Raw genomic sequence first — 16,426 nt, forward strand, 5'->3', positions numbered from 1 at the left:
ATTACCCACAAGTTCGGAGGGCTTCCTCCCTATCCCAACGGGATTGCGCCTCAAAGCCCAGGGTTGGGAGGAACGAGCTACCCTGGAAAACGCCATAGAATCCACAACCCCATCGTGGGTTGCGAACCCTGTGGGGCTTCAGGTGATCCCAAGCGCAACCCGCGATGGGGTTGTGAGAAAACAACGACTCACCCAGGGTAGGCGCTCCTGCGTCGCGCCAACCCTGGGCTTTGAGGCGGAATCCCTTTGGGATTCTAACATTTGGTCGAAGAACTTGTGGGTAATGCTTAGGTCGTGCCACCGCACTCCATAGCACCGACTGTCTGCTTTGCTTTCGGGCGGCCTCCTTGCTAGCGTTCGCCCATGTCGCATGCGATCGAATCTCTGGGCATCATTGCCGGCAACCGCGCCCTCCCCTTCGCGCTGGCGCGCGAAGCTCGTGCGGCGGGGATTCGGCGTTTGGTCGCGGTGGCGTTCGAAGGTGAGACGGATCCTGCTTTGGCTGGGCTCGTCGATGAGATCGTGTGGCTGAAGGTGGGCCAGCTCGACCGGATGATCCAGGCCTTTTCAGATCGAGGCATTCATCAGTGTGTCATGGTGGGCCAGATCGCTCCCAAAAACCTCTTTGATCTGAGGCCAGATCTAAGGGCGGTGAAGCTGCTTTGGCGTCTCAAGGAGAAGAACGCGCACACCATCTTCGGAGCTATTGGCGAGGAGTTGGAAAAGGAAGGAGTGAAGCTGATCGAAGCCACTCCCTGGCTCAAATCCATGATGCCCGAATCCGGCTTTCATCTGGGACGTGCGCTGAACCCGGAGGAGCAGGAGGATGTGGCCTTCGGTTGGCGTATTGCCAAGGAAGTCTCACGATTGGAGATCGGCCAGACGGTGGTGGTGAAGGGCGGGACGGTGCTGGCGGTCGAGGGATTTGAAGGCACGGACCGCTGTCTGGCCCGCGGCGGGGAATTGGCAGGAAAAGGGGGAGGGGCGGTTGCAGTCAAGGTGGCGAAGCTGAAGCATGACATGCGATTCGATATCCCTTGCGTCGGAGCCGGCACAGTGGAGACCTGTGCCAAGGCAGGGGTTGCGGTTCTGGCGTTCGAAGCCCAGCGGACCTTGTTGCTCGAGCGCGAGGCGGTTGAAGCCTTGTTGGCCCGACACAAGATGGCGATGTTGGCGGTGAATGGTTAGCCGGATTTTGAATGCCAGCCTCGAACCCACGGGGTTCAAAGAAATTAGGCTAAACGGGGCGTGGAGCGCAGCGACTCCCTCGGTCTGAACGCCCCCTGTTCGCCAGCACCCTGCAAAGCGTGCCACTAGCCGGCGAGGGGACGGAGGAACAGATTCGGATCCTTGAGTAGGTTGACGCAAGCCTCAGAAACCTGTGGCATCGCTGCGCGATGCTCCGTAATTTTAGCAATCCCGGGGGTGCTGGCACCCCCGGCTAATGTCTGTGAACCCGGCGGGTTCGCGGCTAGGCCAGCATCATGGAGCCGTACAGCAGCTCCTGCATCTGCTCGATGCTGGCCGTTCCGGTGGTGCCGAGTTGATGGATCACGAGCGAAGCGGCTGCGTTGGCGATTCGGATCGCTTCGCGGAGATCCGCTCCGGCAGCTAGCGCTGCGGTCAGATTAGCGGTGACGGAGTCGCCTGCGCCCACGACGTCAATGGATCCCCGCAAGGGCAGGGAGGGGAGATGTTCCACTTGTCCTTCCGGTGTGGCGCCTAGGATTCCCTTTTCGGCAAGAGTGATGAAAATGCGTCGCTGATGCTCCTTGGCGAACTCCAAAGCGAGGGGGCCCACCTCGGCGACCGACAGCATCCGCGGTTGGCCGGTCATGGCTGCCAGTTCATTGGCGTTCACTTTGAAGGTGAGTGGAGGCCATCCCTTCACTCCGCGCCGGCTATCGGCGATGATCAGCAGATCGGGTTGTTCCCGGCTGATCTGACCGAGGCAGTCGAGTAAGCGGCGCGTTACGACTCCGGTCTCGGGAGCGTCCACCTGATCCAAGACGATCAAGGCATCCACCCGTTGCGCGAGATGTTCCACGGCTTCGATGAGCCGGTTCTCGACGGAGGCGGGCGTGGGGGTCCAGTTCTTGGTGTCCAGCCGGTTCAACTCTTCTGGAGGCTGGCCGGGACGGAGGAGCAAGGGTTTGCAGTAGGTGAATGTTCGGCGCTCTTCCGTCGGAAAAAAGTAATCCAAGGGGACGCTCTTGCCCTTGGCACGGAGCGCATGCTGCAGCTCGTAACCTTCACCATCCTTACCGCAGAAACCCACGGGGTAGATGGACTTGATGCCCAGGGCCACCAGGTTGTTGAGGATGGTGCCGGCTGCGCCGGGTTGACCACGCACGTTCATCACATTGTGAACGGGCAATCCTGTTTCAATGGAGATTTCGGACCGGGTGGGGTCGATCTCCAGATAGCGATCGAGGCTGTAGTCCCCGATGACTCCGATGCGGAGCTTGGCGTATTCGGAGGTGATTTCCTGAAAACGAGACTTTTTCACGCGGAGCGCAGGTGGTTCAGCAGATGGTGGAGGAAAGCAACGTTGTCGCATTGGGCGTAATGCATTTGGCCGCCCATGCGGGAGAAGCTCTTGCAGAAGCGCAGGTAATAGGCCGGGTTCTCGCGCGGGGGTTCGCCCTTGGTCCAATCCCAGTTGCCGCCGTCCTGAAGGTCCACCACCACGAATTGATGATCCTTGACGATGGGCCGTCCGTCCTGGAGTCGGAGATTGTTGACGCAGCTCAGACTCTTTTCGAAGACCTGCGGGGCCATGATGGCGGACCCAACGGACATCACGACCCCGTGATCCAGAGATTCGACCGCGCGACTGAACAGCCGGAAGTCGATGGCGGCCGCTCGTCCCAGGACCGCCCCGTTGAAGAGCGGGTGGTTGGTGATGATATCGTAGCCGATCCCCGGGTGCACGGTCAGGGGGATGCCACGCCGGAAGGCATTGGCGAAGATCGAAGTGTGCTTCCAGGGATGCTTCACGTCGATACGCCCGGGCTTGAGTCCGTGGGTGCGCATTGCCACCAGTAGGTCGACGCGGGCCGGGCTCAGCGGATGGCCTGGCTCCTGGCGCAGGAGTTCCTCCAGCGATTCTGGTGTGGGGAGCGTGGTTCCGTCCTCGTTGAGGAATCGGCCGAGAGAAACCCCGTAGCCTTCGCTGCGCAGCGCACCAGCCATCAGCGCCAGATGGATGTTCCGTCCGGTCTCATCCCAGGTTCCGAAGGTGCCTGTGGCGACGTTTTGTTCCACGCTCTCGGTGGACCAGTTTTGGAAGGCGAACTCCCAGTCGTGAATCGATCCCGCCCCGTTCGTTCCCAGATGCGTGATCCACCCTCCGGCCATCAGGGCATCCACAATGGCATTGGCACCGTTTTTCACCAGGTGCGCCCCGTAAAGCAGCATCACACCCGCGTTCTTTGCGCGGGCTTGGCGAATGGAATCGGCGGCCCGGCGGATCAATTCCAGGTTGAAGGCCGAGGCTGCGGGCGGCGGCGAGTTGGGATCGACGAGGATTTCCTCGATCGCGCTCATGCTTCGACGGCTGGCCAACGGATAGACCTTCAACCGTCGCAGGTCCAGGGGTTCGGGAATGGTGGACATGAGCGGGGAGTCTTAGCGTTGGAAGATGCGGTTGAGCAGCTCGGAGGCGTCGCGGTAGTCAGGGATGACGGCGTCCGCTCCGACGCCGAGCAGCCGCTCCCGTTTCCAGGGATCGACATTTCCGGAGCCGTTGTTCGCCTCATCGCTCGCAACCGCGATGGCCATTCCACCGACCTGCTTCGTATTCTGAATCTCGACGTAGCCGTCGCCGAACGCGAGCAGTTGGGCACCGCCGATTTTGTTCTCCTCGAGGATGAGATCGATGATCATGGCCTTTGAGAAACTCTTGTAGTCGTCCTTGGCACCATAGATTCGCCCCTTGAAGTAGCTGGAAACCTCCAGGAGATCGGCCTCTTGTTTGACGAACACTTCGTCGGTGCCGCTGGCGAGGTAGAGCTGGAGGCCGCGGCGGGAAAGGTCTTCTAGCAGGGCGCGTGAGCCATGAACCACAAAATCGTCGGGCTGCCGGCGTTTGGACTTGAGGGCCTCGAGCCGGTCCTGGATGCGCTCGTTGAGGCGTCGCAAATACTCGTGCTTATACCACAGCGGCTCCTTGGGCGTTCCACCCCGTTCCTTCACTCGGTCGGCGAACTGCATCATCTGATAGATGGTTTGCTTCCCGTTGAGGCGGAGGATGTCGTCGGTGAGCAATTGCCGTAAGGCGGCCTCGGATTCGCCGGCCCTTTGTGGGATCATCTCGAGGAACATGGGAACCATGACATTCGGCCATCCTTCGCGGATGATCGACAGGGTCCCATCGAAATCAAAGAGAACATGGGTGATTCCGGGGCGAGGAGAAAAACTGCCGGTGTATTCGATCCGGCACGGGGCTGATGATGCGTTCTGCATGAGTGCGGAAAGTAGACTCTCGGGAAGTTAAATCTGCAAGCCGATCTTGTGCGTGCGCGGTTCTCGTGTACGGAGTTCCGCCTTCAGGTTCCGCGTCCCTCCCACCCCGAGGCCCCCTCCGCCTGAAGGCGGAACTCCGTACGAGGGACAGGCCTTTCGGCGCATGGAGTTCCTGCTTCAGCAGGTTGGGCGCGTGATCTCACTTCGAGGCCCCCTCCGCCTGAAGTCGGAACTCCGTGCCGGAGACTCCCCCTCGCCCTCGTAATCGTGGTCCCCCGCCGATAGTTCTTCTTCCCGCTTGGCAGGCTGGCAGGCTTTTTGTTTAGCTCCTAGCGCTCGATGCTCGCTGTCCGAACAATTCTAATAGCTTTTTTCCTGTTCCTGGGCTGCCACGTGGTTTCCGCGGAGGATATCCTTCAGCTGCCGGAGTTGAAGACTACGGGCACGAATGCGACGTCCTCGCTCGTGAATGGCCACTTGGTCATCTCGGGCGGTGTGGAGGTGCGCTACCGGGACTTGTACATGGTGGCCGACGAGGCGGAGCTCGATCAGAACACGGGCAACATCCGCGCCAAGGGCTCCGTCCGAGTTGAGCGGAATGGAGAGGTTTGGATCGGGGAGCAGATCGACTACAACTACAAGACCCGTCAGTTCAGTGGGATCGATTTCAAGACGGGCCAGGTTCCGTATTTTGCCCGCGGGCACAACTTTACCTCCGATCAGCAATCCAAGGTCTACACAGCTGAGGACGTCTTGGTTACGACGGATGATTATGCTGATCCCGGCTATTCGGTGCGCGCGAAGCGGATCACCATCGTTCCGGGCGAGTATATCCGGGCGGAGCAGGCCACGGTCCGGATCGGGAAGCTTCCTGGATTCTATATCCCTGTTTGGAAGCGGTCGTTGCGACGCCATCCAAATCACTGGGTGATGGTGCCGGGGTATCGGACGAAGTACGGACCTTACCTGCTGTCGAGCTATCACTACCAGTTCAGCGACCACATAGAAGGGGTGTTGGATATCGATGCGCGCCAAAAGCGCGGTTTCGGCTACGGTCCCGAGCTGCGCTACGATCTACCCAAGATCGGGGCGGGCGAGATGAAGTATTATCGGACGCGGGATGACAATCCGGGGCGGGATCCTTTGGGCAATCCGATTTCCCATGAACGTCAGCGGGCTTGGTTTGAACATCAGGCGACCCTCGATACCAATTTTACCTTTAAGGCCTCGGTCAAGTATCAGCGGGACGCCCAGGTGATTCGTGACTTTTTCGAAACGGAGTACCGGGAGAATGTTCAACCGGCGACTTATTTCGAGTTCGCCAAGAGCTGGAGCAACTGGAGTTTGAATGCGCTGGCTCAGCCTCGGGTTAACGATTTTTTTGATACGGTGGAGCGTTTGCCCGATCTGAAGCTCACCGGGTTGCGGCAGCAGCTTTGGGATCTTCCGCTGTTCTATGACAGCGATAGCTCGATCGGTTATTTCCGACGCCGCTTTGCGGATTCGGGCACCAACGGCTTTGGCGCGTTCCGCGGTGACACCTACCACCAAGTCACTCTTCCGCACACCTTTTTCAACTGGCTTACGATCACTCCGCGAGTGGGCGGGCGGGCGACCTATTACGGCGAGGAGGACGGCTATGGTTCCAGACGCGACGAGCAGGATCGCTATGTTTTCAATACGGGTGCGGAGCTGACCACCAAGGCGTCGCGTGTGTGGCAGGGCGCCGAGAATCGGTTTTTTGAGATCGATGGTTTGCGCCACATTCTTCAACCATCCATCAATTACGTCTACGTGCCTCGCCCCAGTCGGTCTCCGCGGGAGCTTCCTCAGTTCGATTACGAATTGCCTAGCCGCCGACTGCTCCCGATTGAGTATCCGGACTACAATCGGATTGACTCTGTGGATAGTCAGAACGTGCTTCGGCTGGGATTGCGGAACAAGCTCCAGACCAAGCGGAGCGGGGTGGTCGAAGACTTTGCGACGTGGGCTCTTTACACCGATTGGCGGCTGCGTCCGCTGGCGGATCAGGCGACCTTCGCCGACATCTACTCCGATGCCGAGTTCGCTCCTTTCCACTGGCTCAGTCTCAGCTCGGAGCTGCGGTACAATGTGGAGGGAGAGTATTGGAAGGAAGCGAACCACTACTTGACCATCCTGCCGGGGCCGGATTGGAGCTTGTCGGTCGGTCATCGCTACCTGCGTGACGATCCGTTCTACGGGGTGGATTCGGGCCACAACCTGATCTCCACCCGGTTCTACTACCGGTTCAATGAGAATTGGGGCTTTCGAGCCACTCACCATTTCGAAGCTCGGGATGGCACGATGGAGGAGCAGATCTACACGATGTATCGAGATTTTCGCAGCTGGACCGGTGCGCTTTCGTTCCGAATTCGCGAGAGCCGCGGTAGCGAGCCGCGCGACTACACCATTGGGGTGATCTTCAATTTGAAAGCGTTCCCGCGCTTCAAACTCAAGGATGATGTGGACAAGCCTTCGATGTTATTCGGGGGCTAGCAGCAAACGCCGTTGGAGCGATGGCATGGGTGTTGCGAAATGCGGAGACCTCATGCCATCGCTCCAACGGCGTTTGCTGCTAGGAGGCACTGCGCGCGGGAAGTCTGCCTCTCCAAGGCCTCCATGCGCTGTTTCTGGACAGGGACACCCCCGAAAAATGGACGTGAATCGAGCGGTGATGCGTTGCCCACGGACGACGCGGACCACACGGAGGAGGCAGCTATTTATCCGCCGAACTCGGCACGAACTCGAAGCGGGCGGAACCTTCGCTCAGATAGCCCAGGGCAATGCCTTTGCGAGGGTCGGCTGTCCGCAGCACCTCTTTGAATTGGCGAGGGCTGGAAATGGGCCGACGGTTGATCTCGGTCAGAATCTGGCCTGAGCGGATCCCGTGGTGTTCGGCGATGCTTCCGGGGGCCACTTGGGTCACCCAGACTCCCTGATCTCGAGTCAGCCCCTCACGCTCGGCCTGCTCGCTGGTCAAGGGCCGCACGGCGATGCCCAGGCGATCGTCCTGCTCCGAAGTCGAGGTGGGAGTGGCCGCTAGTTGAGGTTCCTCTCCTTCCGGCATGGCCTCGGTTTGTAGTTGCACCTTCAGTCGTTGGCCCCCTCGCATGACGTCGAAGGTCACCTGATCCCCGGCTTTGCGCGACTGGACGGTCTTTTTGAGATCTTGGGAACTGAGAGCGGGATGTCCGTCGATGGCGACGATGACATCGCCCGCCCGGAGCTGAGATTTGCGGGCTGGGCCGCCGGCCTCGATGGTTTTGACCAGCAGCCCCTCGCGAGCCTCGGGGACGGCCAGACGAAGCACAGGGTCTTCCCGAAGCGCCTGGACCCCAATCCCCAGCCACGTGCGGGCGTAACGGCCATGGTGCATGAGTTCCTGGGCGATCTCTTTCGCACGATCGATGGGGATGGCGAAGCCAATGCCCGTGCGGACTCCTCGGATCAGGGTGTTGATGCCGATGACTTCCCCTTCGATATTGAGCAGGGGCCCTCCACTGCTGCCCGGATTGATCTGGGCGTCGGTCTGGATGAAGTCTTGCTCGATATTGGCGTCGGAGAGGACGTTGTTGCGTCCTTTGGCGCTGATGTGGCCGAAGGTCACACTGTAGTCGAGATCGAAGGGGGCCCCGATGGCGATGGCGAACTCGCCGATCCTGAGTCGGGAGGAAGTTCCGAGCTTGGCGGGCTGCAGATTGGCGAGCGGCACCTGAAGAAGCGCGAGATCCGAGATGGCATCCAGACCGCAAATGCGCGCGGCGTGCTCGCTGCCGTCGGCTAGCTTCACTCGGATGGTGTCCGCATTCTCGACCACGTGGCGGTTGGTCAGGATGTGGCCCTGCGAGCTGAAGATGATTCCCGATCCTTGACTGTCGTATGAGTCGGCTGATCCGCTGCGGAAAGGCGGACTGTTGTGAAGATCGGGAAGGTGCTCTTCCAGAAGGCGTCGCAGCTCAGGGCTCAGGTCTTCCTGGTCGGCCGGAGGCGGGGCATCCGCCGCAGGCTCGGTTGTTTTGGTGGTGACCTTGATCACCACGACTTGGGCAGACGAGTTTTTGGCCACCGCGGCAAACGCCTCGTTCAGGCGTCTCGCAACGGCCAATCCCTCGGAAGCCTCCGCCGATGCGGTTTCCGCCTGAAGCAGGGAGGCGGCGACTTCAATTCCACCCAGCGCGAGCAGTAACAAAATCTTCTTCATGTCCTCGCTCTATCCATCGGCGTGAGGTCATAAAGGATAAGCCTTCAAGTCAGCCTAAGAAGGAGAATGGGGCCATTCTCCTCGTTAGGGTAGGGACAGAGGCCGGCGTCCCTGGCCTTCTTGATGGCTTCAGGGAGCGATTGCCCGATAGAAGGCTTTATTCAGGCTGCCGGGGGAGTTGGTGAACCTTGCTTGGTTTGTCGTGGTGAGGGTCAGAGTTCCGATGTTCGTCCAGGCCCCGAGTTCGATCGCCCGCTGAATGGTCACCACCTGCCCTACATTCCCGGAGATACTCAGCAGAATCTGGCCCTCCTTTGGCTGAGTTGCTGCGATCTGGAGCGGGGCCGGCAGGGCACCTTCCTCGAGCCAGGAGAGTTGGTAGACACCACTGGCTCCGGCGCGGCCATCGACCACGAAGTAGTAGGTTTGACCTGCATTTGCTTGGAACCGCAGCTTGGCCTGGCCTCCGGTCGTTTGGCTTGCGGTGCCGGGGGTGGCGGTAAGCTTATTGAGAGCAGAACCCTGAAAGACACCTAGGAGAGTCTTGAAGGTGCTACCCTCGGTGCTGAGGTTGACGGGGCCCTTGATGGGGGCGGTCCATCGATACCAAACGGAGTGGCCTCCAGCGTTTCCGCCCACGACCGGCTCCCCGGTTTCTTTCGTGGCGCGCCCATTGTCCCCGGTAACAAGCCCCGTCAAGCCGGACAGGGGTTGGGCATCCTGGAAGCTATCGTTGACCGCCCCGTTGATACTGAGCCTGGCGTCTCCTCCCTGAAGGTTATAGCCGTCGATCACGATCCAATAGGTTTGGCCTTGTGTCGCGTTGAACGTGACCCGGCTTTGCGGGATGCCGGCACCCACATCGTCATTGCTAGCGATGGACTCGCCGTTCACCCCGCCGGTGGCGGCGGCTTGAATCTCGAGTAGCGTGTCGAAGTTGCTTCCCTCGGTGGACACGACCACCTGACCGGTGTAGGGGGCGGTCCATCGATACCAGATCGAACGACCGGGCGTCGCACCGGAAACATGAGGGGCCTCTCCCAGTTCAACGGTGGCGCATTCGCTGTTGCCCAGGATCGCTGCCATGGTTCCCTGTAGCTCGATAGCGTTGGAGCGTAAGTCGTTGGGTGGTGGTGTGGTGCAGTCGGCGGGTATGGTTACCGTGATTTTCGCGGTGTTGTTAGTTTCGTTGCTCTCCACGATCGAGTTATGAGGATCGGTTACGACCTCGAGAGTGTAGGTTCCCGACGCGACATCGGAGACGTCCAGGAAGTGGCAGGGTAGGAGGGCTGAAGATTCATAGAGCCAACCTGCTTGGATCCCTTGAATGCCGCTGCAGGTGTAGAGTTGGTTCGTGGCGGATTTGCTGTTTTCCCGCCGGTCATCCCGCAGGCAATGCTCCGCGGGTTCGGTCGACTTCACGATCTGCCCCTTGCTGTTCTTCAGCACATAGCGATGGAGGCCGGAGAACACCTTGTTACGGGAGCAGTTTCGCTGAACTCCGTAGGGCGACTCCTCCGGGTTGCCGAGGATGAGATCTTTAGTTCCCCGGTTGGCGACCTGGAAGTCGATGGTCAGCAGCCGGTTGTTGCCTGGTGTGGTGCATCCGTCGAGGACTTCGCAATCCTGATCGTTGAAGCTCCGGGTGACCACGCTGGCCTTGAGGGACTCGGGCACCACCACCAGGTCGACTCCCCCTCCGGGTGGGGGGGCGAGTTTCCAGGTGAGATTGAACGTTCCTGCACTCCGGCTGCTACCCGCAACTGCAATGAGGTAGTTGGCTCCCGGATCGGCGCGAAACTTGGCGGACACGCTTTTGGTGGTGGTGGTGCCGCTGGCAACCTTGACGAGATTGCTGAAGGCGACGGTATCTCCGTTCAGCCGATAGACGGCCAAGCGAGGCGTGAAGCTAGCGGCGGCTACTGTGAGTGTGTTGGTGGCGCTGCCGGTCTCTGGCCATCGGTAACCATCCCAACGATACCAGACCGACCCCCCGGCATCCGTCACGTGGAGAGGTTCACCTGGTTCGACCGTAGCGGAGGCGGTGGTGCCGGGAGTCACTCCGGTGCTTCCAGTCAACTCCAAAGCCTGGGATAGAGCGTCGTTCGCCGGAGCCGCCGCCAGGCTGCCCGGTACCGTGCCCAGGAACCCGGCGAAGAGAACCAAACCGAGCTTCCAGATTGTCGGTAACACTATTCCGGAAGAGAACCGAAAGCGGGGGAGGAAACTCAATGGGGTACGCATAGCTCTTGGCATTTATGTGAACAACTCTAGTTTGGTCATAGTCTCATGAGGTGGGGGTGAGTGTCAAACACGCATTCCCAGGCTTGACGCTTCCCAGCCTGCCTAATACCTTTGCCGACTCGCCGGGGTCGGACGCTCAGGTTTGGAGATCTGGCCGGGCGGGAATCGAGCAATCATTTCCAATAGAACTATCTGTGAACGTCACGCTAGAACACCTCGGTCCTTGCAAGAAACTCCTCCGCATTGAGGTGGATGCCTCGCGGGTTAAGAGCGCTTATCAAGAAGTCACGACCTACTTCGCAAAGCACGCTTCGCTGCCCGGTTTCCGGCCTGGTAAAGCCCCGCGTGAGATGATCTTGAAGAAGTTTGATGCGGATATCCAAAAGGAAGTGCGCCAGAAGCTTTACGGCGACATTTTCCGCGATGCCGTGAAACAGCATGAGTTGGAGGTGGTAGCCAACCCTGATGTCGAAGAGATCCAATTTGGCATCGATCAGGATGCCAAGGTCGCTTTCACGGTTGAGACCGCGCCGAAATTTGAGGTTCCGGAATATCGTGGCCTCGCCGCCAAGCGCGGGAACACCAAGGTCAGCGACGAGGATATCGATCGCGCCTTGGATGCGCTTCGGGAACGTAAGTCCACTTTTGAGACAGTAGATCGCGCGGCTGAGTCTGGTGACTTCGTGGTCGTCAACTACCAAGGTTCTTGCGAGGGACAGCCCATCACCGCACTGGCTCCGACTGCCAAGGGCCTAACGGAACAGAAGAACTTCTGGATGCGTCTCGAGAAGGATTACTTCATCCCTGGCTTTACCGACCAATTGGTGGGTGCCAAGGCCGGTGATCGCCGGACGGTGAACGTTGACTTCCCGGCGGACTTCGTGACGCCCCAGCTCCAGAACAAGAAGGGCGCGTTTGAAGTGGAGGTTGTGGAGGTGAAAAATCGGATTTTGCCTGCTCTGGATGATGCCTTCGCCCAGGGTTGGAAGGCCGAGAATCTCCATCAGCTCCGCGAGGGCGTGCGCTCCGATTTGCAGAACGAACTGAACAGCAAGGATCACCGCAACGTTCGTTCCCAGGTCGTTCAGTCCCTGATGGAAAAAGTCCAGTTCGACCTCCCCGAGGTCTCTGTCAATCAGGAGACCCGGAACGTGGTCTACAACATCGTGGCTGAGAATCAGCAGCGCGGAGTAGCCAAGGAATTGATCGAGCAGCAAAAGGATCAGATCTACGCCGCCGCGGCCCAGACCGCCAAAGATCGGGTGAAAGCCAGCTTCCTCTTCAACAAGATCGCCATCAAAGAGGGAATCAAGGTTTCCAACGATGAGCTCAATGTTCGAGTGGTAGCCATGGCCCGCCATTATCAAACCACGCCTGAAAAGCTGGTGAAGGAGTTGGAGAAACGCAACGGGCTTCAGGACATCTACAACCAGATGCTGCACGAGAAGGTGGTCGATTTCCTCCAGCAACACGCCAAGATCGAAGAAGCGACGGCTTGAACGGTCTGAGCTCTCTCAACCACTGGCTGAGCAGTTTATAGTTTTTGATCGGGCGGTCACCTACGGGTGACCGCCCTTTTTATGCGCCCGGCGGCAGGGTGCGGGGACCGCGGTGCGGGTCACTGCGCATTCAAGACATCGATCATTTGACGAAGCCGGCCATAGTCCCGTCGGTTGAACTCGAAGCCGATGCGAGGCAGGTGAAGGAACTGGTTGTCCTCCTTCTCCTCGGCGGTGGGTTCGATCGGATGGATTTTGGTTGTCAGCATGATATCCGCGAAGTCCTCGTTAAGAGCATCGATCGCAGTCGGCGAGAGGGCGTGCTGGAGACGGATGACGAGCGTTTCCCTGACGAAGCGCATCGAGTGAAAGTTGCGATAGAACCGGGTGATTAACTTCACCGCATCCTCGACGCTGTTGCTGATTTGGTAGAGGTCGAGGTCCTCCGGGGAGATGAGCTGGTTGCGAAGCAGATGCTCGCGGATGTGCTTGTCCCAGGTCTTCCAATAGGTGCCGCCCGGCTTGTCCATGAGCACCAGCGGCATCAGTTTGCTCTTCCCCGTCTGCATCAACGTGAGGGCTTCGTAGCCCTCGTCGAGGGTTCCGAACCCGCCGGGGAAAAGAACGATGGCGTCAGAGTGCCTGACAAAGGTCAGCTTGCGGGTGAAAAAGTATTTGAAGGTGATTAGCTTCTTGTCGTGCTGGATCACCGGGTTGGCGCTTTGCTCCCAAGGTAGCCGGATGTTGGCGCCGAAGCTTTTCTCCGGCCCGGCTCCCTCATGTCCCGCCTGCATGATGCCGGGGCCGGCTCCAGTGATGACCATCCATCCTTCCGCGGCAATTTTCTGCGCGAAGGACACCGCCTCCTGATACTCTTTGCGATTGGGTTGGAGGCGGGCCGACCCGAACATGGTGACCTTCCGGACCTTCGAGTGAGGGGCGAATAGTCTGAAGGCATAGCGCAGCTCTCGGACCGTTGTTTGGATGACGCGCACATCCCCGCGTGACTCCACGTCGGACATCAGCTTCAGGGCGTTTTCGATGATGTCGGCAACCAGGTCCGGGTTGCTCCCTCCACCCTTGAAAGCGATCAGTTCGTTAATGCGTCGACGCAACTCTGGGTCGACCGGCGGACGTTCCATTTTTTCCATTCTCTTCCCCAACTTAATCGGCAGGTTCTGAAAAGCAATGAGCCTCGCAAATCGGCTTGCCACCCGTAGGCCAAGAGTGGAATGTCGGTGGAGTCATCCGGGTGTCTGTTATGAATCGCCAATCTTCCATGTTAAGCTTGCTGGTACGAGTCGCTTTCCGTGCCTGCCTCTGGCTGTGCACTCCGGGTTTGCTCCTTTGTTCGCTCGCCGCTGAACGGGACGCTGCTTCCCCTGCGTCTCCCGGAGCGGCGAGTGGAGTGGCGACCAACCGTGGGCCTTCTGCAGTGAGTGTCTTCGCGCGGGTCCATACCATCGATGCCGCCAAGAACTCCTTCTTCGCCTCCAACGCGAGTTCGGTCTTTATGGTCCGCTGCACGCCGACGACCCTGGCCAAAGTGGGAGGGAGTGTGGTTAAGGCAGCAGATCTTACAGTGGGGGCGGATGTGGTGATCCGAGGACGTTTGGAAGCTGACGGTTCGGTTTCTGCAGCCTTCTTAGCGAATCGAGTTCCGATCCCGGCGCCTTCCATGAAGGCCACGGTGCCCAAGGATGGCCAGAAGCCAAACCCGAAGTAACCCATCCGGAGAGGACAGGGGGGATTCTATTTATGAACAAGCGTGCTTTGATTACCGGCATTACCGGGCAAGATGGCTCCTACCTCGCGGAGTTGTTGTTGGCCAAAGGTTACGAGGTTCATGGCATTATCCGTCGAGCAAGCACCTTCAACACCAGCCGTCTCGACCATATTTACGCGGATCCTCATGTCACCAGCGCCCGTCTGAAGCTCCACTATGGTGATCTCAGCGATGCGAGCGGATTGGCCCGCTTGGTGGGCAAGATTCAGCCGGAAGAGGTTTACAACCTGGCGGCCCAGAGTCATGTGCGGGTGAGCTTCGACAGCCCGGAGTATACCACCGATATCACGGCCACGGGAACCGTTCGTCTGCTTGAGGCTATTCGGGAGACTGGAATCTCGACCCGCTTCTATCAGGCCTCTTCCAGCGAGATGTATGGCAAGGTGGCTGCGGTGCCGCAGACCGAAACGACCCCGTTCTATCCTCGGAGTCCCTATGGCTGCGCCAAGGTCTACTCGTATTGGATCACCGTCAACTACCGGGAGTCCTACGGCATTCATGCCAGCAACGGGATTCTCTTCAATCACGAATCGCCGCGGCGCGGTGAGACATTTGTCACCCGGAAAATCACGCGGGCAGTTGCCCACATCAAGGCCGGGCTTCAGGATAAACTTTTCCTGGGGAACCTGGATGCCAAGCGTGACTGGGGCTACGCCAAGGAGTATGTCGAGGCGATGTGGCTGATGCTGCAACAACCCGAGCCGGACGACTATGTGATCGCTACCAACGAGACGCATACCGTGAAAGAGTTTCTCGAAGCTGCGTTTTCGAGGGCGGGACTCGATTGGACCAAGCATGTTGAGATTGACCCGGTTTACTTCCGTCCTGCCGAGGTGGAACTACTTATCGGTGACTACTCCAAGGCCAAGCTTAAACTGGGTTGGGAGCCTAAAACCCGGTTTGTGGATTTGGCTAACCTGATGGTCGACGCAGACATGCTGCGCCTCAAGGATCACCTGGCTGGCAAAGGTAAGTGGGTCGGCTAGCAGCCGGTCGGACTTGTCCCCACCCCGACTCCGAGTTGGGGCTGTGGAGCCCGATGGTGCTGAGTCCTCATGAATGCCCAGGGTTTGTAAGGGTTGAAGGTACCGCGGCGGGGAGCGCGAAGAGATGATCCACGTTGAGAGGCCCTCATCGGGGGGGATTTTCCGTGTGCGAGGGAGCCCGGGGGTTATTGTGGGCTCAACGGAGTTTCGCCGTACCATGCGCCGGCCTTGTCTCTATCCCTTTGGGATCGGAGGCTGTTCCGTAGGAGGTGTTTCGATGGGCGGGGCGTGGCGAAGAGCATAGAAGGTGAGATAGGAGCAAAAGAGGAACAGAGCCATCAGCACCAGGAAGCCGGTGGGATGATTGCTCGACCCAGGGTGTTGGATATAGTCGATGACATCTCGGAGCACGAGCTTAGGCGTCCTCAACGCATCCCAACTGTTCCAGCGCTTAAATCGGCCCAGTCCGACACCAATCGAGCAGAGCACTGAGATGATCGCGACAAAGGTCCATCCCGCCAGCCATCCGCGCCATCGCGTCACCAGACCATGCATCAGCTGCAGTGAGATCATGCCGACGCCCATGCCGGTGGTGGCGAAGAGCAGCACCTTGACGAGATCCGACCAGTAGTGGTTGTTGTATCTGCCCAGCAGGTGGACCAGGTCGGTAAAGAGATAGGGTGAATTGGGCAGCAGGAGAAGCCAGGCCACCGTGCAGGTCCCGAACCACCAATCCCGGAAATGTCCGGCTTGGGCTCGCCGGAAACTCAGCCAGGCGAACCCCAGCGGCAGCCAGGCGAGGATCAGGTTTTTGATCAGATGCGTCTGTCGAGATCGGTGCGTCAGGACGGGTTCAAGAACCACGGCGAAGCATCCGATCATCGATGCCAGCAGGCAAGGAGCCACGACGTGCGCCAATCGTACCCCCAGGTGCCGGTCTAGGCGATCTAGAGCAGCTTGCAGCAGTAATTGGATTGGCGAGGAGCTTTTCATTGGATGGCCGCCAGGAGGGTCAATCGGCCTTCGAGCATCCGACTTGAGACCGATGAGGTGCGCGATTCAAGCTGAAAAGCGGCAGAGTTCTCTAAGCATTACCCACAAGTTCAGAAGATCTTGGACCTCTATCCCAACGGGATAGCGCCTCAAAGCCCAGGGTTGCGAGGAACGAGCTACCCTGGGAAAAACCCATAGAATTCACAACCCCATCGTGGGTTGCGGTTTG

At 59.1% G+C, this 16,426-nt stretch carries 12 protein-coding genes; 5 read left to right on the forward strand and 7 right to left on the reverse strand.

The window, feature by feature from the left end; translation table 11 throughout:
• Positions 1-363 precede the first annotated feature (363 nt).
• Positions 364-1,188 (forward strand): UDP-2,3-diacylglucosamine diphosphatase LpxI, encoded by an 825-nt coding sequence (lpxI, locus tag JNN07_09085; GenBank protein MBL9167880.1) that lies wholly within the window; start codon positions 364-366, stop codon positions 1,186-1,188.
• A gap of 283 nt (positions 1,189-1,471) precedes the next feature.
• Here lpxI and JNN07_09090 read toward each other — a convergent pair whose 3' ends face one another.
• From JNN07_09090 to JNN07_09100, 3 genes are read right to left on the reverse strand one after another with little or no spacing between them, the layout of a single operon-like run.
• On the reverse strand, positions 1,472-2,509 hold the full coding sequence (locus JNN07_09090; GenBank protein ID MBL9167881.1) for a carbohydrate kinase: 1,038 nt from the start codon (positions 2,507-2,509) through the stop codon (positions 1,472-1,474).
• Positions 2,506-3,618 carry a hypothetical protein gene (locus tag JNN07_09095; protein MBL9167882.1) on the reverse strand — a complete coding sequence of 371 codons (1,113 nt, stop codon included), beginning with the start codon at positions 3,616-3,618 and terminating at the stop codon, positions 2,506-2,508. Before JNN07_09095 ends, JNN07_09090 begins: the two co-directional genes overlap by 4 nt.
• Before the next feature lie 12 nt (positions 3,619-3,630).
• The gene (locus JNN07_09100; protein ID MBL9167883.1) at positions 3,631-4,467 is read right to left on the reverse strand and encodes an HAD family hydrolase; all 837 of its coding nucleotides are present in this window, start codon (positions 4,465-4,467) and stop codon (positions 3,631-3,633) included.
• Between the two features lie 339 nt (positions 4,468-4,806).
• On the opposite strand from JNN07_09100, the gene JNN07_09105 reads away from it, so the two are divergent.
• Positions 4,807-6,984, forward strand: coding sequence for an LPS-assembly protein LptD (locus tag JNN07_09105; protein MBL9167884.1), 2,178 nt, complete (start codon positions 4,807-4,809; stop codon positions 6,982-6,984).
• A gap of 220 nt (positions 6,985-7,204) precedes the next feature.
• On the opposite strand, the gene JNN07_09110 is transcribed toward JNN07_09105, so the two are convergent.
• A complete protein-coding gene (locus JNN07_09110; GenBank protein ID MBL9167885.1) occupies positions 7,205-8,689 on the reverse strand; it encodes a trypsin-like peptidase domain-containing protein in 1,485 nt (494 codons plus the stop codon).
• Between the two features lie 129 nt (positions 8,690-8,818).
• Positions 8,819-10,882 (reverse strand): hypothetical protein, encoded by a 2,064-nt coding sequence (locus tag JNN07_09115; GenBank protein ID MBL9167886.1) that lies wholly within the window; start codon positions 10,880-10,882, stop codon positions 8,819-8,821.
• A 245-nt stretch (positions 10,883-11,127) separates the two neighbouring features.
• Here JNN07_09115 and tig point away from each other — a divergent pair, with 245 nt between their 5' ends.
• A complete protein-coding gene (gene tig, locus JNN07_09120; GenBank protein ID MBL9167887.1) occupies positions 11,128-12,432 on the forward strand; it encodes a trigger factor in 1,305 nt (434 codons plus the stop codon).
• Positions 12,433-12,551: 119 nt separating this feature from the next.
• Here the strand turns inward: tig and JNN07_09125 are convergent, their stop codons facing one another.
• Entirely contained in the window at positions 12,552-13,583 is a 1,032-nt protein-coding gene (locus tag JNN07_09125) for an LOG family protein (GenBank protein ID MBL9167888.1), read from the reverse strand.
• A 110-nt stretch (positions 13,584-13,693) separates the two neighbouring features.
• On the opposite strand from JNN07_09125, the gene JNN07_09130 reads away from it, so the two are divergent.
• Positions 13,694-14,158, forward strand: a complete 465-nt coding sequence (locus JNN07_09130) for a hypothetical protein (protein MBL9167889.1) — start codon at positions 13,694-13,696, stop codon at positions 14,156-14,158.
• 32 nt (positions 14,159-14,190) lie between these two features.
• Positions 14,191-15,204: a GDP-mannose 4,6-dehydratase gene (gene gmd / locus JNN07_09135; GenBank protein ID MBL9167890.1), complete on the forward strand. Its 1,014-nt coding sequence runs from the start codon at positions 14,191-14,193 to the stop codon at positions 15,202-15,204.
• A gap of 234 nt (positions 15,205-15,438) precedes the next feature.
• On the opposite strand, the gene JNN07_09140 is transcribed toward gmd, so the two are convergent.
• Positions 15,439-16,197, reverse strand: coding sequence for a DUF1361 domain-containing protein (locus JNN07_09140; protein ID MBL9167891.1), 759 nt, complete (start codon positions 16,195-16,197; stop codon positions 15,439-15,441).
• Positions 16,198-16,426 lie beyond the last annotated feature (229 nt).

Source organism: Verrucomicrobiales bacterium, assembly GCA_016793885.1.
Taxonomy (GTDB): Bacteria; Verrucomicrobiota; Verrucomicrobiia; order Limisphaerales; family UBA11320; genus UBA11320.